The sequence below is a fragment of the Pseudomonas sp. NFACC25 genome (assembly GCF_900100935.1).
GTDB lineage: Bacteria > Pseudomonadota > Gammaproteobacteria > Pseudomonadales > Pseudomonadaceae > Aquipseudomonas > Aquipseudomonas marginalis.
The window spans coordinates 163,584-182,097 of the sequence record NZ_FMUC01000003.1; the positions used below are offsets into that span (position 1 = coordinate 163,584).

Sequence of the window (18,514 nt, forward strand, 5' to 3'; positions counted from 1 at the left end):
TGAGCCGAATAATTACCCTTTGAGGGTAATTTTACCAATCGAAAATACTGCTCCTTTTCCTGCCTAAGAACCCTAGTGCGTTGCCTTTGTAGGCAACTCTGAATAGGCTGTAGGAAAATTCATCCTATGATTGGACGAAAGCCTGCATTCCATGACAGACATCGCCCCCTTGATCAAACGCTCCCTGGTGGACCAGGCCCTTGAGCAATTGCGCTGGCGCATCAGCGAAGGCCGGTGGGCCATCGGCGAACGCCTGCCCACCGAGCCGGAGCTGGCCGCCGAGCTGGGCATCAGCCGCAACACCGTGCGCGAGGCCATGCGCGTGTTGGCGTTCTCCGGGTTGATCGAGATCCGCCAGGGCGACGGCAGTTACCTGCGCTCGATGACCGACCCGCTGGGGGCCATGCGCGCGTTATCCCACTGCACCCTGGAGCAGGCGCAGGAGACGCGGCAGATCCTGGAAGTGGAGGCCGTCGGGCTCGCGGCGGTGCGCCGTACCGACGCCGACCTCACCGCTTTGCATGAGGCACTCAAGGCCAGCGCGGTGCTGTACCACGGTGACCTCGAGGCCTATATCAGCGCCGACCTGCTGTTCCACAAACGCCTGGTGGACGCCGCGCACAACCCGGCGTTGAGCGAGCTGTACCAGTACTTTTCCGCCATCGTCGGCGCGCAGTTGCGCCAGACCCTGAACATTTCGCCGCGTCGCCAGGCGGTGTTCGACCTGCATATCGCCCTGCTCGCAGCCGTGGAACACCAGGACCCGGAACGCGCCAAATCCCTTTGCCGGCAGTTGATCAATGAACCCTGAAACCAAGCGTACGAGCGAGTTGGACGAACTGTTGATCGACGCCGAGGCCGACGACGACGTGGTGCAAAGCAGCCACCCGGTGGTGAGTCGCCCCTGGTTGCTGCTGCTGGGCCTGATCCTGGTGGCCTTGAACCTGCGTCCGGCGTTGTCGAGCGTGGCGCCATTGCTGGCCGACGTCTCCAGCAGCCTGGGGTTGTCGGCGGCCAAGGCCGGTTTGCTCACCACCCTGCCGGTGTTGTGCCTCGGCCTGTTCGCACCCACGGCGCCGATCCTGGCCCGGCGGTTTGGCGCCGAGCGGGTGGTGTTGGGGATTTTGCTGACCCTGGCTGCCGGCATCATCCTGCGCAGCGCTTTTGGCGAAGTGGGCTTGTTCGCCGGCAGCCTGATCGCCGGTGCGAGCATCGGCATCATCGGCGTCTTGCTGCCGGGCCTGATCAAGCGTGATTTCGCCAGGCAGGCCGGTGCCATGACCGGCGTCTACACCATGGCCCTGTGCCTGGGCGCGGCGTTGGCCGCCGGTGCCACGGTGCCGCTGAGTCATTACTTCGGTGACCGCTGGACCATTGGTCTGGGCTTCTGGATTCTGCCGGCGTTGGCGGCGGCGTTGTTCTGGTTACCGCAGGTCGGCCGCAGACACGCCACCCACCAGGTCGCCTACCGAGTGAAGGGCCTGCTGCGTGATCCGTTGGCCTGGCAGGTCACCTTGTACATGGGCCTGCAATCGTCCCTGTCGTACATCGTGTTTGGCTGGCTGCCGTCGATCCTGATCGGTCGTGGCCTGAGCGCCACCGAAGCCGGGCTGGCGTTGTCCGGCTCTATCGTCATGCAATTGTTCAGTTCCCTCGCCGCACCCTGGCTCGCCACCCGTGGCAAAGACCAGCGCCTGGCGATCGTACTGGTGATGCTGCTGACCCTCGGCGGTTTGTTCGGTTGCCTGTATGCACCGCTGGACGGCCTGTGGGGCTGGGCGATCCTGCTCGGCCTGGGCCAGGGCGGTACGTTCAGCCTGGCGCTGACCCTGATCGTGCTGCGCTCGCGCGACTCCCATGTGGCGGCCAACCTGTCGAGCATGGCCCAGGGCTTTGGCTACACCCTGGCGTCCATTGGCCCATTTGCGGTGGGCCTGGTGCACGACTGGACGGGCGGCTGGTCGGCCATCGGCTGGATTTTCGCGGTCATCGGCCTGGGCGCCATCATTGCCGGGCTGGGGGCGGGGCGGGCGCAGTATGTGCAGGTCAGCAGCGAGAAAGTCTAGAGGTACACCACCTCCAGCGTGGCAAGGCCGTCGAGTCGTGTGTCGCTGCTCAGGTCCAGGTTTTGCGTGGCATTGATCACGGCTTCGACCTTGACCGTGCTGATCAGCTCCTGGATTGCCGAGGGCCCGGCCGTGCTGCCGGCGATGTCGGTAAAGCCCAGGTAACTGTTGGCGCCGATATTGATCGGGTTGAGGTTGGCGGTGCGCCAGGCCACGCCGCCGGTGGTGGATTCGGTGCCGTACACCTGCGTGGTGCTGTCGACCAGGGTTTGCCTGGGGTCGAAGGTCATGGCGTACAGGCCGATGCGGTTGCCGCTGCTGTCCAGGCCCAGGCCGTAGTAAATCTCGCTGTTGACCATGGCCGAACCGTCGCGATTGTCGTGCATGCGCAAGGCAAAGCGGTTCGAGGCGTTGCAGGTGATGCTGACTTGCAGCAGCTTGACCGGCAGGCGCGTGTTTTTGTCCGTGTTCAGGTCCTGGTGGGAGATCTTGCCGTAGTCGATCAACGCGCCGTTGGACAACTGCGGGGTGCAGGCGGTGGGCGTGATGCGGCCCTTGACCGCCAGGTCCACGCGCGAGGCGGCCTGTGCGGGGAGCGCGCTCCCCAGTAACAGCAGGGAGAGCAGGGTGATGCCGGGGGTTTTCATGGGGCGGGTTCCAATGGGTTACAGGTAGATGATTTCGAGGGTGCCGGAGCCGTTGATGTACACCACGTTACGCAAGTCCAGGGCCTGGGTCGGCGCCAGGTAGGCCTTGAGGCGCACCGTGCCGGCCAGGTGCTGGATCGGTACCGGCCCCAACGTGCTGGCGGCGCGGTCGGTGAACCCCATGAGGCTGTTGGCGGCGATGGGGATCTGCCGGGCACTGGAACTGCTCCAGGCCACCCCGCCGCTGGTGGAGTCGGTGCGATACAGCGTGCCGAGGGCATCGGCGCTGAACTCGGCCGGGTCGATGTTCAGGTAGTAGCGCCCGATCTTGTTCTGGCTGGCGTCCAGGTCCAGGCCGTAGGCGGTTTCGTCGATGCCTCCGGTCGCCGAGCCGTTGCGGTTGTCATGCATCTTCAAGGCGAAGGGGGTGGCGGCGTCGCAACTGACAGAGAACTGCAGGGTGCGGGTGGGCAGTGGGGTTTCGTGGGTGGCGTTCAGGTCTTTGGCCGCCAGCGTGCCGTAATCCACCAGCCCTCCGTTAGACAGCTGCGGTACACAGGCCACGGGAGCGAAATGCGCCTGCAGCGTCAGTTCGCGGTAGCGATCGCTGGGACGGTGGTAGACCGTGCCGGAGACTTCCCAGGTGGTGGCATCCCTGACGCGGGTGGCGGCGCTGTCGGCCCAGGCGTTGACGCTCAGTTGCAGCGAAAAGTGTTTGCCCGTCAGCAGCGTACCGTTCTGGACCGGCGCAATCCCGTGGCCCGGCCGCCAATCCAGGCTGTTGCCTGTGGCGATGGCGGGCTGGCCGCTGGCGGGCAGCAACCCCAGGGCCACCGCCTGGCCATCCAGTACAGCGTCGCTGGCGTGGAGGGTGTAGCTGCCCTGCTCGGTAAATTGCCAGCGCTCTGGGCTTGCCGCCAGGGCGCGGTAGAACAGGCTCGGGTCGGTGGGGTGCGGGCACGTGAACGTCAGGCTCAGGCGCCGCTCGCCGAGCAGGCGCTGTGGGGCGCTGTCGCGCTGGGCGGCGCGGTTCATCAGGCCAAAATCCAGCAACGCCTCGCTGACGTTCAGGTGGCATTCGTCCTGGGCCAGGGCGCTATTGAGCGCGCCCATCAGCACGCAGGCGGTGCCTAGTCGTAGGGCTGTCATCGATCATCCTCGGGGGTATGGCAGAGGGCGGGGGCGGTTTCGTAATACACCGTCGGATTCGCCTTGGCCGGCAATTCAAAGCGCAATTCACAGCGTTGTTTGCCTGCGGTGCCGACCCACAGCGTGGTGTGCTCCAGCACATTGGGCAGGAACACCTGGCTGCCATCCTGGACCAGGGTGACGAATTCACCCTCGGCAGTGCTCACCGTGGCGCCACGGGGCAACGGCTGGTCCTGGTCGGTGCGTACCGTCAGCAGCAAGCGGCGCGTCAGCGCTACGCCGAACTCGACGCGATCCACCGCACCACGCCCGGCCGAGATCATTGCCAGGCCATTGTGGATATCGGCGTTGCGTGGCAGCGAGCGGGTCTGTACCTCGACCGGGCTGCGTCCGTACGCATTGACCTGGGAAACCACCGCCTGGCCTTGCCAATCGGTCCAGACCGGGCCGCTGGGGGTGCTGAGCTTGATGCCGCTCATGTCGCCCACCGACACCAGGGCGAAGGTGTCGCGCACCGGGTACGGCGAGAACGTCATCCCGCCGCCATGCACCACCATCGCGCCACGGGCACCGCCCTGGTAACTCGAGCGTTCGGCGTCGCTGCGGCTGTAGCTCAGGTCCAACTGGCTGTAGCGCGGCAGGGCGGACAGGCCCACGCTGGTCTCCACCTGGCGGTCGCGGCTGTCGTACTCGGCGCTGACCCGGTAGTTGAGTTGGTCGTTGACCTGTTCGTTCAGGCCGAGCCCGGAACGGTGCTCGCCGCCCGAGTTGCGCACCCAGGCGCGGGCCCGGCGACTCTCGCCCAGGGGCAGGCTCAGGTTCAGGTACACCGCATTGTCCTGTTGCTGGCGCCCGCCCATCTGCCATTCGGCACTGGCCGACAGCGACACGCCGTTGACGCTCGTCCCCCAGGACGCCAGCGCGCGGCTGCTGTTGGCCCCGTCAAAATTGCTGGAGCGCGAGAGCCCGGCGCTGAATGCCCCGAGCCACGGGTGCGACCAGCCCAGGGTGGCGCTTTGTTGATCGCGATAGCGTGTGCTGCGGTGCCGGTCGGGTTGGGCTGCGTAGGTGGCTTCCTCCAGCTCGCGGTAGCCTGGGGTGCGCCAGGAGTTGGCGAGACTGAATGACCATTGTTCACCCAGGCGCTGGGCCCAGGAAAGATCGGTTTGTACACCCTGTGCCTTGTCGCGGGCCTGGGCATCGGAGAGTTGGCTGGCCAGCTGCAACTGGCTGTCCAGCCCGGGCAACCAGGCCATGCTTGCTCCCACTCCACGGTATTGGCTGGCGGCCAGCACGCCACCGCCCACGGACAATTGCGGATGCACGGCGCCGTTCCAGCCCGCACTGACCACCCACGGATCGTCACCTTGAGCGTTACCAATATTGCGCACGCGTCCTGATGCCACCGAGTAACCGGCTGCCGGCAGCCCCAGGCCAAGCATCGCCGCCGGGACGGTGAAGCGCCGTTCGCCGCCTGTGCTTTCCTTGACCGTTACCTCCACATCCGAGCGGGTGTTCAAGCGCCGTACATCGGTGAGGGCGAACGGGCCGGCGGGGACCACCGTCGAGTGGATCAGCGCGCCGTTCTGCCGCACCTCGACCTGTGCGGGGCTGTTGGCGATGCCCTCGATGGTCGCGCCCTGCTCCTGGTCTTGCAGGGCTTGTTCGGTAAATACCTGCACGCCGGTGATCTGGGCGCCGGACAACACCGGGTTGTAGAGGCTGACTTGCCCGGCCTGCAGCACCGTTTGATAACGGGCAAAGGTGCGTTGGGCATAGGCTTCCAGGTGGGTGCTGCGTGACAGGCCATCCTGCCAGGTCTGCACCTGGCGGCTGCGCACGATCCAGTCGCCCGCATTGAAGCCGACCTCGGTATTGGCCGAGCCGAAACGGCTGGCGTCGTCGCCGAAGCGGTTGTAGAACCCGCTGAGGTCGTAGTTGAGCAGGCCCGCGACGCCGCCGGCCTGGTACTCCGAGATGTCCTGCTGCAGGGGGCGCAAGGCTTCGCTTGGCACCACCAGCGATACGGTAAGGCTGGCCGGGTCCGGCTCGACCAGACTCTGCGGGAAGCGGGCGAGCACGTCATGGCACGGGCCGCTGTCCGCCGGGACCCGCAGATTGGCGGTGTCCAGCAGCGCGCGGTCAAAGCACAGGGCGCCGTGCTCATCGAAACGTGCCTGCAGGCGGCCGCGGCGTTGCCCGTTGACCCGCAAGGTCACGGCGTGTGTGCCTGCCGTGAAGCGCGGGGCATCCAGTAGCAGGCTCGCCAGGTGCGGGTCGATGCCGCGCTGGTCCAGGGTCTTGGTATCAAAGCCTGCGTACTCGTCGGCCCGCACCTCTTCGGGGAACAAGGCAAAGGTCAACAGCAGCACGGGTAAGGCAAGGCGGGGTGGGGCGGCGGGCACGGCGTTGCCGTCACGATCATTCACGACTGTTTTCACCAAGGCATTCGAATATTGGGCGGCTGCGCGTCTTAGCGGCGCTTGTCAGGCCGTCACGTCGTCTTGCGTCAGGGGAGGGTGAGCGGCGCGTCGTAGGCGGCGACGGCGAAACCATACAGGGTGGCCGGTTGCAGTCTTACCATGCGGGCGCCGGCGGCGGTTGCCGGCACACGCAGGCGCTCACCCGGCAACACGTAGGTGCGCGGCAGCATCGCCTTGCCGTCGCCGGGCAGCAGGCGCAGCTCCTGGGCCAGCCGCACCACATACGGCGTGTCATTGCTGACCAGCAATTGGTTGTTTTCCAGGGACCAGGTCAAGCCGGTCCAGGGCGTGCGATTGGGCGCCAGGCCCTTGGGATGAATGATCACCGGCAGGTTCTGGCGCACGGTGACACCCACCCGTGCATGTCCGGCCTCGGCTGCGGGGCGGCCCTTGGGCATGCCTTCGAAAATCACGCGTTTGAGGCGCTGGCTCTTGAGCGGCAAATGATCTTGCAGGATGAAACGCACCAGTTGCGATTTCGTCGGCTCCACCCGCGACAACGGCGGGGTGACCACCAGCAAGGGCTCGTTGTCTTCCGGGATATCTTCCAGGGTCACGTGCAGCAGGGCCAGCTGACTGTCGGTGTTGGTCACCGAAACGCTGGCTTCGCCGTCGCTTTCGTAGACGATCACCACGGAGGTGTCGGGGACCATGCCATCAGCCCGGGCATTCATGCTGAACAGCAATGCCAGGGCGGCAATATTCAAAAGTAGCGTCGTCATGACGAGAGTTCCGTTGGGCAGGAGAGGAGTCAGAGGTAGCGCAGATCCAGGACGATGGAGCCATCCAGCGGCACCTCTTGATCCAGGGTCAGGTAGTTGGAAAAGTTGATCGAGGTTTCGATGTGCAGTTGGGCGCTCAGATGCCTGATGAAATCCGGCTGGCGATCCCCCGGCAGGGCAAAACCGGTGTAGGCCTTGGGCGCGGCGTTGGGGCGAGGCGTCCAGGTTTCACCGTTGTCGAGGGACATCAGCACCTGCATGGGTTGCGCGTCGCCCAGTGGGTTGCGATAGGACAGTGCCACGCCGCCGAGGCGTTCTTCGGGGGCATGGATGTTCCTGCCCAAGCCGAAGACCCCTGGGGCCAGCGCCGACTCCGCACGGTTGTCCAGGCCCACCAGCGCAAACAGCATGGGCCGGGCGCACTGTACGGACAGCTCCAGGAGTCGGCTCGGCATCAGGGTGAATTCATCACTGCTCAGCGTATGGGAGGGAATCTTGCCATGGTCAACCATACCGTCTTCCGACAGCTCGACGTGACAGGCGTCCGGGGTCAACCGGCCGGTCACGGTGATATCGACGATAGAGGCGGCCCACGCCGGGGCGGCGAAGGTCAGTGTCAGCAGGGCAGCGAAAAGCGTGGCGGGCGTGTTCATAGGGCATCACTGGCTGGGAGACGGTGGCCGATCTGTAAGGGAGGCCATGGCAGGACTGGCCTGGCATGGCATCCCCGGCATCACAGGTACTTCACTTCCAGGGTGGCCGACCCGTCGAGGGTGACCTCGTTGCTCAGGTCCAGGCTGTCCGTGCGGGCAATCGAGGTGCTGACCTCCATCTCCATGACCAATTCCTTCACGGGCACCGGCTGGGTGGTGTCATCCGTCGTGGCGACCGACATGTACAGGCCCGGGTCCCAGAACTTTTCCTTGTACCAGGTATTGCCCCCGTCGCCGGAAGCGATGGTTTCCACCTGTACGCCGTCGGCGACGGCGTTTTGCAACATCAGGTCGAACCAGCCCAGTTTTTGCGTACCGTTGATAAAGCCCAGTCCGAAGAGACTCGCCATTATTGCGGAGTCCGCGCGGTTATCGATCGCATTCAGGGCAAACGAGGTCGCACCATCACAGACCACCGCAATCGTCATGACGTTCTTACCGATGTGGGTAGGGTTGTCCGGGCGCAGGTCCTTGGCGGAAATCTTCCCGTGGTCGATGACGCCGCCGCCGGACAGGTTGGGGGTACAGGCGCTGGGCACGATCAGGCCCTTGACGGTCAGGTCCACGGTGGAGGCGGCATGGGCGGTGGCGCAGGTGAGCAGCATCAAGCTGGTGGCAGCGGCACTGAACAGGGTTTTCATGGTGAGCGAACTCCTTTCGATAGGCGGAATTACAGGTACTTGAGTTGAACGGTGGCGTGCCCGTCGATGGGGACTTCGTCCAGCAGGGTCAGGCGGTCGGCGGGGGCGACGTGGGTGTACAGGCGGATCTGCGCGTCAAAGTCGCGGACGGCGATGGGCACCAGGCCATTGCTGCTTGCAACGGCGGTCAGCCAGATATGGTTCAACTGGTTGGTGGGGGCCCAGCTCACCCCGCCATCGCTTGAGGTAATGATGCGTGCAGCCGCGCCGTCGGCCACGGGGGTGTAGAGGTGGAAGGTCGAGCCGCCGATCTTTTCATCGTTCGGGGTCATGCCCAGGCCATGCCAGTGATCATGGTTGGCCGAAGAACCGGCGCGGTTATCAATGGTGTTGAGGGTGAAAAATGTCGGCCCTTCGCAACGGACGCTCAATTGCATGTTCTGGTTGGGCAACACGGTGTGTTGCTCGGCATTGAGCGACTTGGCCGACATTTTCCCGAAGTCGACCACGCCGCCCCCGGAAATCAGCGGCGCGCAGGCGCTGGGCGTGATGCTGCCCTTGACGGTGAGGTCGGTATTGCTGGCGGCAAACACCGCTGGCGTAAACAACAGCAACAGTGCTGCGCGAGTGACAAATAGGTTCATAGGGGCAATCACCATTTGAGCAGGGTCGATGGACGCGGGGTAAGCACTACAGGTACTTCACTTCAAAGGTCGCAGAACCATCCAGTGCCACCTCGTTGGTCAGCGTCAGTGTGTTGGCCGGCGCGATCGCGGTGTTGAGCACAATCTCCACGCTCATGTCCTGCAGCGGGTGAGGCTGCCAGCCAATCGTTTCGTCCAGGCCTCCCAGTGCAATCAGGTAGTTGGGCTCAACGGTGTCGTCTTCTGCGAGCCACGTCCAACGGCCTTCGGTGTACGACACCAGCAAGGTCGACGGCTTGTCGGCGACGGGATTGCGCATGGTCAGGAAGTACCTGCCCAGTTTCTCCGTCTCGTTGATCAGGCCCAGTCCGAACGAGGCGGGGCGGGTAGAGGAGCCGGCACGGTTGTCGAAAGGCTTGATGGCAAACAGCGTCGATGCCTCGCAACTGACGGACAGTTGTACGGTTTGTGTGGGCAGCGGGGTCTGGCTGTCGAGGTTCAGGTCTTTCGCGGAAATTTTTCCGAAATCCACTGCGCCCGGCAGGTTGGGCGTACACGCACTGGGCGTGATCAAACCTTTGACCGTCAGATCCACCGTGCTGGCAGCCAAGACAGGCAAGGCACTGGTGAGCAACAGGGCGGCGCTGAACAGGGTGAGGGACTTGCTCATTTCTATAGGTTCCACTAAGGGGCTGGCTGATAAAGGCTTGCGCACGGCATCGTCCGAGCTTTTTGTGGAAGGCGGCGAGCAGGGCGGCGGGTGGTGTCTTGCTGGGATCGACGAAACGGGCCGATCCATCCCCTCTTTGGGGGTGGCGGCAATTTAGCCGGGGGGAGTGGCGGGGGAAATACAACTATTACGACAATCGGAGTAGTCAGTATTTGAGTGCAAGTTCGTGGGAATTAATGTTTTGGATTGTAGGAAAGTTGGGTTTTTCGTAGTTGTTGTATCGTCTTTTCCCTGTCCGCAAGGCTATTCATTGTTGCTTATGACAGTCACATGAGTGCCATGGGGATGTTGCACGCTGTTCGTTGATTTGGCTGTTGCAGCTTCCCGCTCCTGTTCAAGTGGATGTTGATGAACTCATGGGCTGAGCAATCAATGTAAGCACAGTGAGGTGACCATGGTGACAAGGGTATTTTCCAAGCGAGTACCTGTCCTGAAGTTGGCACCCTCACCCTTGCCACCGTTGGTGGAGGAGCCGGTTCGTCGTCCAGGCGCGATTGCATGGCCGACGCGAGCCAGCCTGATCGAGATTTTCGGCAGTGATGAGATGGTGAATCGGGCGGTGGCCAGCCTGATTGAGGAAGCACGGGAAGACGATGCCTGGCTGGACCTGGCGCAGGCCCGCGCCGATGGGCCCTTGCTGGTGGAGCGATTGCACCGTTTGGTGGGCAGCCTGGCCTTCGTCGGCGGAGTCGACCTGGAGCGTTGCGGCGAGCAGTTGATTGCGCGGGTCCAGGCCGATGGTGTGGTGGCGAATACGCCGCAGTTGCAAGCCTTCCAGCGCAACTTGCGGGGGTACATGGCTTATCTGAGCCGGTTATGAGTCTTCGGGACTCAAAGGTTTGTAGGAGGTTATTACTGTGGGTTGGAAGTTTTGGGTGTAGGTAATTTCTTTTTATTTTGTAGGCGTAAAGTTGCCATCTATCAAACGCTGGGCGCGGTCCGGAACCGGCTGCATCGAGTGGTTGTTGAGACAAGAGGACACAGGTATTTTTGCGCCAATTCCAAGTTGCCATCATTCGTGGGTATTTATGTTGCGTGTAATTATTGCCGACGATCATCCCATTGTGCGCATCGGGCAACGGGTGGTGATTGAGGCGGGCGGTAGATGCACAGTGGTCGGTGAGGCCGACGGTCCCGATGAATTGCTCAAGTTGCTGGGCAGCGTGGCGTGTGACGTGCTGGTGACTGACTTCGCCATGCCCGGCGGCCAGCAGGCCGACGGCTACGGACTGCTGGGGCTGTTGCGGCGCCAGTACCCGACTTTGCCGGTGATTCTGGTCACCATGTTCGCCAATGTGGCGACGCTGCGTGCGTCCTTTGCCCACGGGGCACGGGCGATTGTCGCCAAGAGCGCCTCGGCCCGGGAGCTGCCCACCGCTATCGCTACAGTGACCAGGGGCGAGACGTTTGTCAGTGAATGCCTGCGCGCGCAGTTGGTGGAGGCGGGCACCGGCGATCAGTTGCAACAGCCGCAGCTGTCCAGCAAGGAGCGCGAAGTGGTCAGGATGCTGGCCAGCGGCATGACCGTCAGCCAGATTGCGGCCCGGGTCAATCGCAGTATTTCCACGATCAGCAAGCAGAAAAGCACGGCCATGAGCCGGCTGTGCATCTCCACCGATGTGGACCTGTTTGCCTACGCCCGCAGCTGCGGCATGGTGCCGTAGCGCCGGGTGGGGCATTCCCGGTGTAAATGGCGATAGAGTTTTATCGGCGCCCGGACTATCTTGGACGGCTTACAACCCCTGGTCTGGAACCTGCCCATGAGCGACGCACACAACGCCCTGATCACCGAGTTCTACAGCGCTTTCCAGCGGCTGGATGCCGAGGCCATGGCGGCCTGCTACACCGAGGATGTGCTGTTCAGCGACCCGGCCTTCGGTGAGTTGCGCGGGCGTAACGCCGGCGATATGTGGCGCATGCTCACCACCCGGGCCAAGGATTTCTCCCTGACGTTCGACCATGTGCGCAGCGATGAAACCACCGGCAGCGCGCATTGGGTCGCGACCTACCTGTTCAGCGCCACCGGTAACACGGTGGTCAACGATATCGGCGCGCGGTTTGTGTTTCGTGATGGCAAGATCTGCGAACACCACGACCACTTCGATCTGTGGCGCTGGTCGCGCCAGGCCCTGGGCCTCAAGGGCCTGTTGCTGGGCTGGTCGCCGGCCCTGAAAAACGCCGTGCGTGCCCAGGCGCTCAAAGGCCTCAGGGCATTCCAGGCCGGTCGTTGATAAGCTTGGCGCTCTTCTGGTTTACCGAATCGACCCGTGACTGATCCTTCTGAACCCAAACCCTGGTTTGTGTACCTGGTACGCGCCGCCAATGGCGCGTTGTATTGCGGCATCAGCAATGACCCGGTGCGCCGTTTTGCCGCGCATCAGAGCGGCAAGGGCGCACGGTTTTTCCTGTCCAGCCCGGCGGTCGCGCTGGTGTACACGGAGCAATGCGCGAGCAAGGGCGAGGCGTTGCGCCAGGAGCGCTTGATCAAGAAGTTGAAGAAAAGCGCCAAGGAGTGCCTGGCCGCAAGTGGCTCATTGATTTGACTGATGGGTTCCCATCGTCCCCGCCCGGGGTTTTGCAGGCTAAGCTAGCCGCTCACCTATCGAGCGGAGCCTGGCATGTCTGAGTTGATTCTCCACCATTACCCGCAGTCCCCTTTTGCTGAAAAAGCCCGCCTGATGCTGGGCTTCAAGGGCTTGTCCTGGCATTCCGTGCGCATCTCGCCGGTGATGCCCAAGCCCGGCCTCACCGCCTTGACCGGCGGCTATCGCAAGACGCCGGTGCTGCAAGTCGGTGCCGACATCTACTGCGACACCGCCTTGATCGCCCGACGCCTGGAGCAGGAAAAATCCGCCCCGACGCTGTTTCCCCAAGGCCTGGAACTGGTTACCCAAGGCTTCGCCGCCTGGGCCGACTCGGTAGTGTTTTCCCATGCCGTGGCGCTGGTGTTCCAGCCTGAATCCCTGGCCGTCAAATTTGCCAAGGTACCGCCGCAAATGCTCCAGGTGCTGGTGACTGACCGCAGCAAATTGTTCAGCGGTGGCACCGCCGCCCGCTTGCAACTGGACCAGGCCAAGCATCAATGGCCGGCGATCATCCATCGTATCGATCAGCAATTGCAGCACCCGACGGGGGACTTCCTGTTTGGTGAACCGTCGATTGCCGACTTTGCCCTGGCCCATCCGCTGTGGTTCCTCAAGGGCTCATCGGTGACTGCGCCGTTGGTGGATGCGTATCCCGCTGTGGCGGCGTGGCTGGACCGCGTACTGAGCTTTGGCCATGGCACTGCCAGTGAGATCAGCGCCGAGCAAGCGCTGGAAGTGGCGCGTAACGCTACGCCCACTGCGCTGTCCGATGAGGTTTTCGAGGACTTGAACGGCTTCAAACCCGGCCAGCAGGTGACCATCTCGGCCACTGACTACGGCACCGACCCCGTGGCCGGTGAACTGCTGTTTGCCGGGCGCGAAGAGCTGATCCTGCGTCGCACCGATGAACGCGCCGGCACCGTGCATGTGCATTTCCCACGCTTGGGTTTTTGCATTCAGGCGCAATAAATAAAAATATTTGCAAATAAAGGTGAGGTAAACCGTCAGTCCATCCGTGTAGTGCTTGAAACTGCGATCTATTCGCATTAACAGCGTTTTCTACACGGGTTCTCACAGCATGAAGTCGACGGCGGGCGGTTTGGTTAAACAGTGGCTGGGAGCCTCGGTATTGGCGGTGTCGGGGCTGGCATTGCTGCCCCTCGGCGTGGCGCAGGCGCAGGAGCAGCAAAGCGCCCGGTTCACCTTTGCCCTGGCTGCCAAACCGTTGCCCCAGGCCTTGAGCGATTTCAGCCGGGTCACCGGGATCAGCGTGATCTACACCGATGAAGCGCCTTACGGCCTCAGTGCGCCGGCGGTCAGCGGGCAAATGAGCGCGACCCAGGCCCTGCAACGTCTGCTGGGCAACTCCGGTTTCACTTTCCGCCAGATCGATGCCCGCACCCTGGCTCTGGAACCCGTGCCCACCGAGGGCGCGCTCAACCTCGGCGCGACCACCATCAGCGGTGTCGGCCAAACCGAGGACAGCACCAGCTACCAGCCCCCGCCCACCAGCTCGGTGATGCGTTCCCGCGCGTTGCTGCTGGAAACCCCGCAGACCGTCAACGTGGTCCCCGCCCAAGTGTTGCGCGACCAGACCCCGCGCAACCTGGATGACGCCCTGGCCAATATCAGCGGCATTACCCAGGCCAACACCCTGGCCAGCACCCAGGACGCGGTGATGCTGCGCGGCTTCGGCGATAACCGTAACGGCTCGATCATGCGCGATGGCATGCCGGTGGTGCAGGGCCGGGCGTTGAATTCAACCGCAGAACGGGTCGAAGTGCTCAAGGGCCCGTCGTCGCTGCTGTATGGCATCCAGGACCCGGGCGGCGTGGTCAATATCGTCAGCAAAAAACCGCAACTGACCCAGGCCACGTCCCTGACCGTGCGCGGCTCGACTTTCGGGGATGGCAAGAACGGCAGCGGCGGCAACCTCGACACCACCGGCCCCATCGGCGATTCGGGCCTGGCCTATCGCCTGATCGTCGACCATGAAGACGAAGACTACTGGCGCAATTTCGGCACCCACCGCGAGTCGCTGGTGGCGCCGTCCCTGGCCTGGTACGGCGATACCACCAAGTTGTTGTTCGCCTACGAACACCGCGAATTTCTCTCGCCGTTCGACCGCGGCACGGCCATCGACAAGTCCAACCACCCGCTGGACATCCCCGCCACTCGCCGTCTGGACGAGCCGTTCAATAACATGGAAGGCCGTTCCGACCTGTACCGCTTTGAAGCCGACCACGATTTGAACGACGACTGGAAAGCCCACTTCGGCTACAGCTGGAACCGTGAAACCTACGACGCCAGCCAGGTGCGCGTCAGTGCGGTGAACACCAACGGCACCCTGACCCGCAAGATGGACGGCACCAAAGGTGCGATCACCACCGACCGTTTCGCCACGGCCAGCCTGGAAGGCAAGGTCAATGTGCTGGGCATGCAGCATGACCTGGTGTTCGGCCTGGACGACGAGTACCGCAAGATCTACCGCGCCGACCTGATTCGCCAGAGCTCGCGCGGTACCTTCAACTACAACAACCCGGTGTACGGCAACGAAGTTGCGGGCACCACCGTCAGCGCCGCCGACAGCGCCCAGACCGACCTGCTGCGCAGCGATTCGCTGTTCTTCCAGGACGCGATTCACCTGACTGACCAGTGGATCTTCGTGGCCGGTGCGCGCTATCAGATGTATGACCAGTACGCCGGCAAGGGCGTGCCGTTCAAGGCCAACACCGACGGCAACGGCCAGGCCTGGGTGCCGCGTGCCGGCCTGGTGTACCGCTACACCGATGAGTTGTCGTTCTACGGCAGCTACACCGAGTCGTTCAAGCCCAACTCCACCATCGCCCCACTGCTTAATGGCAGCACGTTGACCGGCGACCTCACGCCGGAGGAGTCCAAGTCGTGGGAGCTGGGCGCCAAGCTCGACATCCCCGGGCGCATCACCGCCAGCGCGGCGTTGTTCACTATCGACAAACGCAATGTGCTGGTGTCGGTGGGCTCCGGCGCCAACACCATCTACAGCATCGCAGGGCAGGTGCGTTCCCGTGGCCTGGAACTGGACGCCAGCGGCCAGTTGACCGACAAGTGGAGCCTGATCGGCAGCTACGCTTTCACCGACGCCGAAGACATCAAGGACAACGACCCGACGCTGGAAGGCAACCGTCTGCAAAACGTGGCCAAGCACACCGGCTCACTGTCGGTGGCCTACGACTTCGGCAACATTTTCGGCGGCGATCAGTTACGCGTGGGCACCGGTGCGCGCTATGTCGGCGAGCGCGCAGGCGACGCCGCCAACGACTTCAACCTGCCGGGCTACACCGTGGCGGACGCCTTCGCCACGTACGACACCAGGATCGACGGGCAGAAGGTCAAGTTCCAGGTCAACGTGAAGAACCTGTTCGACCGCGTCTACTACACCTCGGCGGCCAGTCGCCTGTTTGTGTCCATGGGCGATGCGCGGCAGGTATCGGTGTCCAGCACCCTGGAGTTCTAAAACCTGGCGGGCTCCCTATGGCAAGTGTGCTCCTTGTGGTGGGCAGGCTTCCTCTGGTAAGCGGGCCTCCTGTGGTGAGCGGGCTTCCTCTGGTGAGTGGGCTTCCTGTGGTGAGCGGGCTTCCTCTGGTAAGTGGGCTTCCTGTGGTGAGCGGGCTTGCCCCGCGTTGGGCTGCGAAGCAGCCCCAAAACAGACTCTGCGGTGCTCCTGAAAAAACACGACGGCATCAGTAAGGGCGGCTTCGCCACCCAACGCGGGATAAGCCCGCTCGCCACAAAGGTACGGAGCTGTTAGCGTTGCGGCCACCCATGGCTTTGCGGAACACGTTACTGATGCATTTTGGAAGATGGCTGCACCTGCTGTGCCTGAGCGTTTTACTGGGCGGCTGCGCGAGTGTTTCGCAGCCATCCACGCCTTCAACCCTGGATCAGCTGCTGGCCGATCCTGTCCTCAACGGCGCCATGGTCTCCGTCATGGTGCGCGACGCCCGCAGCGGCAGTACCCTCTATCAGCACAACCCGCGCACCCGTCTGATTCCGGCTTCCAACCTCAAGTTGCTCACCACCGCTGCGGCGATGGATGTGCTGGGGCCGCACTACCGTTTTTCCACCCAGCTGTTGAGCAACGGCACCCAGCAAGGCGAGCGCCTGGCCGGTAACCTGTACCTGCGTGGCTTGGGCGACCCGACCACGCAATTCGCCGATTACCAGGCATTGGCGGCCCAGCTAGCGAGCCGGGGCGTGCGCCAGGTGCAAGGCGACCTGGTGTTCGACGACACCTGGTTCGATGCCGAGCGCCTGGGCGTGGATTGGGCGCAAGACGATGAGAGCACCTACTACGGCGCGCAGATTTCGGCGTTGACGGTGTCGCCGAATGCGGATTTTGACGCAGGCACCTTACTCGTCACGGCAAAGGCTCCCGTCGCCCTCGGCCAGCCAGTGAACGTGGTGGTGAGCCCGTCCACCGACTACGTGCAACTGAGCAACCGTGCCGTCAGCGGCCCCGGCAACAGCTACGCCATCACCCGCCAGCACGGCACTAACCTGCTGCAACTCAGCGGCGCGCTCGCCCCGGGCAAGCAAAGTCGGCAGTGGGTGAGTGTGTGGGAACCGACGCAACTGGTGGCCAATCTGTTTGAGCAGGCGCTGGCGCAGCAAGGTATCCAGGTGCTCGGGCGGCGCGTGATCGGGGGGGCCAGCCCTGGGACGGCGACGGTGTTGGTCGAGCATCAATCGGCGCCGTTGCAGGACTTGATCACACCGCTGCTCAAGCTCTCGAACAACAACATGTCCGAAGCCCTGCTCAAGGCCATGGGCCGCAAAACCGCCAACGCGGGCACTGCGACAGCGGGCGTGGCGGCGGTGGCGGCGTTCATGCAGCGCCAGGGCCTGGCCCCGGCGACGCTCAGCCAGGTAGATGGCTCAGGCTTGTCGCGACGCAACCTGGTGTCGGCGCAGAACCTGACGGACCTGCTGCTGGTCACCGCCAGGCAACCCTGGTTCGACGCCTGGTACAACGCCTTGCCGATTGCCGGCAATGCCGACCGTATGACCGGCGGCGGCCTGCGTTATCGCCTGCGCGGGACGGCTGCCGAAAACAACCTGCACGCTAAGACCGGCTCCATGGCCGGCGTATCATCGTTGAGCGGCTATATCACCGATGCCGAGGGGCGACGCCTGGTGTTTTCGATAATCAGCAATAACTACCTCAGTGACGCAGCCCCTGTCCGCGCCCTCGAGAACCGCCTGGCGCTTGCCCTGGCCCAGTGGCACGACTAGTTCAGGGCTGGTAACCCATCCGCCAACTCACGGCTCGGGTCGCCGCCAGCAAGCGTTGCGCCGCCGGGCCATCTTCGTCGGCGTGGAACAGCGAGGTGGGGCCGACCACGGTCATCACCGCCGCCACGTGCCCGACCGCGTTGAATACCGGTGCCGACAGCGCATCCACCCCCGGCATCAGCAGGCCATGCACAAAGTGCAGGCCACGGTTGCGGATTTGTTCGCAGGTGGTGGCGTAAGCCTGGTCGTCGGCGAGGGCATGGGCGGTGCCGGCCTGGATTTCACGCTCACGCAACTCGACGGTTTCCCGCGACGGCAGGAAGGCACTGAACACCAACCCGGTGGATGAACTGAGCAGGGGCAACACCGAACCCAATTGCGTCACCACTGTCACGGCGCGCACGGCCGGTTCGATCTGCACCACCGTCGCGCCCTGGTTGCCCCATACCGCCAGGAAGCAGGTTTCATTCAACTCGTCGCGCAGCTCTGCCAGGGGCATCGCGCCGACTTTCAGCACGTCCATGCTGCCCAGCGCGGCCAGGCCCACGCGCAACGCCTCGCGTCCCAGGCCGTAATGGTTGGTGGCGGCGTTCTGTTCGGCAAAACCCGAGGCGATCAGCGCCTGTAAATAACGGTGCACCTTGCTCGCCGGCATCTGCACGTGGTCGGCCAGCCGCGACAACGACGTGGAGGGCGACAGTTCGGCCAGGGCCTTGAGGATATCGGTGCCCACTTCGGCCGAGCGGACTTTCTGTTTACCGGTGTCGCGGGGCTTTTCCATGGAGGGGCGAGAATCCGAGAGATGAATGGGCGTCTTTATAGCTTGACGGTCGATAGTGATCAAATTACGTTATGCGTAA

At 63.5% G+C, this 18,514-nt stretch carries 18 protein-coding genes; 9 read left to right on the forward strand and 9 right to left on the reverse strand.

Annotation, left to right across the window (positions count from 1 at the left end):
* Nucleotides 1–151: 151 nt before the first annotated feature.
* Both BLQ09_RS08435 and BLQ09_RS08440 read left to right on the forward strand, forming a co-directional pair.
* Nucleotides 152–811, forward strand: a complete 660-nt coding sequence (locus tag BLQ09_RS08435; RefSeq protein ID WP_092356653.1) for a FadR/GntR family transcriptional regulator — start codon at nucleotides 152–154, stop codon at nucleotides 809–811.
* Complete coding sequence (locus BLQ09_RS08440) at nucleotides 801–2,066, forward strand: CynX/NimT family MFS transporter (protein ID WP_092356207.1); 1,266 nt, start codon at nucleotides 801–803, stop codon at nucleotides 2,064–2,066. Before BLQ09_RS08435 ends, BLQ09_RS08440 begins: the two co-directional genes overlap by 11 nt.
* Here BLQ09_RS08440 and BLQ09_RS08445 read toward each other — a convergent pair.
* The 8 genes from BLQ09_RS08445 to BLQ09_RS08480 all read right to left on the reverse strand — a co-directional run bounded on the left by BLQ09_RS08445 (nucleotide 2,063) and on the right by BLQ09_RS08480 (nucleotide 9,735).
* The gene (locus BLQ09_RS08445; RefSeq protein WP_092356211.1) at nucleotides 2,063–2,713 is read right to left on the reverse strand and encodes a DUF1120 domain-containing protein; all 651 of its coding nucleotides are present in this window, start codon (nucleotides 2,711–2,713) and stop codon (nucleotides 2,063–2,065) included. The two genes, BLQ09_RS08440 and BLQ09_RS08445, sit on opposite strands and share 4 nt — an antisense overlap.
* Before the next feature lie 18 nt (nucleotides 2,714–2,731).
* Nucleotides 2,732–3,862, reverse strand: a complete 1,131-nt coding sequence (locus BLQ09_RS08450) for a DUF1120 domain-containing protein (RefSeq protein WP_092356214.1) — start codon at nucleotides 3,860–3,862, stop codon at nucleotides 2,732–2,734.
* Nucleotides 3,859–6,291 carry a fimbria/pilus outer membrane usher protein gene (locus tag BLQ09_RS08455; RefSeq protein WP_092356217.1) on the reverse strand — a complete coding sequence of 811 codons (2,433 nt, stop codon included), beginning with the start codon at nucleotides 6,289–6,291 and terminating at the stop codon, nucleotides 3,859–3,861. Before BLQ09_RS08455 ends, BLQ09_RS08450 begins: the two co-directional genes overlap by 4 nt.
* An 80-nt stretch (nucleotides 6,292–6,371) precedes the next feature.
* On the reverse strand, nucleotides 6,372–7,067 hold the full coding sequence (locus BLQ09_RS08460) for a fimbria/pilus chaperone family protein (RefSeq protein WP_092356220.1): 696 nt from the start codon (nucleotides 7,065–7,067) through the stop codon (nucleotides 6,372–6,374).
* 29 nt (nucleotides 7,068–7,096) lie between these two features.
* A complete protein-coding gene (locus tag BLQ09_RS08465; protein WP_027604705.1) occupies nucleotides 7,097–7,720 on the reverse strand; it encodes a DUF1120 domain-containing protein in 624 nt (207 codons plus the stop codon).
* 80 nt (nucleotides 7,721–7,800) lie between these two features.
* A complete protein-coding gene (locus BLQ09_RS08470) occupies nucleotides 7,801–8,421 on the reverse strand; it encodes a DUF1120 domain-containing protein (protein WP_027604704.1) in 621 nt (206 codons plus the stop codon).
* A gap of 29 nt (nucleotides 8,422–8,450) precedes the next feature.
* Entirely contained in the window at nucleotides 8,451–9,065 is a 615-nt protein-coding gene (locus tag BLQ09_RS08475) for a DUF1120 domain-containing protein (RefSeq protein WP_027604703.1), read from the reverse strand.
* Nucleotides 9,066–9,111: 46 nt separating this feature from the next.
* Entirely contained in the window at nucleotides 9,112–9,735 is a 624-nt protein-coding gene (locus BLQ09_RS08480) for a DUF1120 domain-containing protein (protein WP_027604702.1), read from the reverse strand.
* Nucleotides 9,736–10,189: 454 nt separating this feature from the next.
* Between BLQ09_RS08480 and BLQ09_RS08485 the strand changes: the two genes are divergently transcribed.
* From BLQ09_RS08485 to dacB, 7 genes are all read left to right on the forward strand, one after another.
* A complete protein-coding gene (locus tag BLQ09_RS08485) occupies nucleotides 10,190–10,615 on the forward strand; it encodes a hypothetical protein (RefSeq protein ID WP_133822123.1) in 426 nt (141 codons plus the stop codon).
* A gap of 208 nt (nucleotides 10,616–10,823) precedes the next feature.
* Nucleotides 10,824–11,459 carry a response regulator gene (locus BLQ09_RS08490; protein WP_027604701.1) on the forward strand — a complete coding sequence of 212 codons (636 nt, stop codon included), beginning with the start codon at nucleotides 10,824–10,826 and terminating at the stop codon, nucleotides 11,457–11,459.
* Between the two features lie 96 nt (nucleotides 11,460–11,555).
* The gene (locus tag BLQ09_RS08495; RefSeq protein ID WP_027604700.1) at nucleotides 11,556–12,026 is read left to right on the forward strand and encodes a nuclear transport factor 2 family protein; all 471 of its coding nucleotides are present in this window, start codon (nucleotides 11,556–11,558) and stop codon (nucleotides 12,024–12,026) included.
* Nucleotides 12,027–12,062: 36 nt separating this feature from the next.
* Nucleotides 12,063–12,338: a GIY-YIG nuclease family protein gene (locus BLQ09_RS08500; protein ID WP_027604699.1), complete on the forward strand. Its 276-nt coding sequence runs from the start codon at nucleotides 12,063–12,065 to the stop codon at nucleotides 12,336–12,338.
* A 75-nt stretch (nucleotides 12,339–12,413) separates the two neighbouring features.
* Nucleotides 12,414–13,349, forward strand: a complete 936-nt coding sequence (locus BLQ09_RS08505) for a glutathione S-transferase family protein (protein ID WP_092356223.1) — start codon at nucleotides 12,414–12,416, stop codon at nucleotides 13,347–13,349.
* 109 nt (nucleotides 13,350–13,458) lie between these two features.
* Complete coding sequence (locus tag BLQ09_RS08510) at nucleotides 13,459–15,876, forward strand: TonB-dependent siderophore receptor (RefSeq protein ID WP_027604697.1); 2,418 nt, start codon at nucleotides 13,459–13,461, stop codon at nucleotides 15,874–15,876.
* A 332-nt stretch (nucleotides 15,877–16,208) separates the two neighbouring features.
* Nucleotides 16,209–17,654 (forward strand): D-alanyl-D-alanine carboxypeptidase/D-alanyl-D-alanine endopeptidase, encoded by a 1,446-nt coding sequence (gene dacB, locus BLQ09_RS08515; protein ID WP_027604696.1) that lies wholly within the window; start codon nucleotides 16,209–16,211, stop codon nucleotides 17,652–17,654.
* A gap of 1 nt (nucleotide 17,655) precedes the next feature.
* On the opposite strand, the gene BLQ09_RS08520 is transcribed toward dacB, so the two are convergent.
* Nucleotides 17,656–18,435 carry an IclR family transcriptional regulator gene (locus tag BLQ09_RS08520; RefSeq protein ID WP_027604695.1) on the reverse strand — a complete coding sequence of 260 codons (780 nt, stop codon included), beginning with the start codon at nucleotides 18,433–18,435 and terminating at the stop codon, nucleotides 17,656–17,658.
* Nucleotides 18,436–18,514 lie beyond the last annotated feature (79 nt).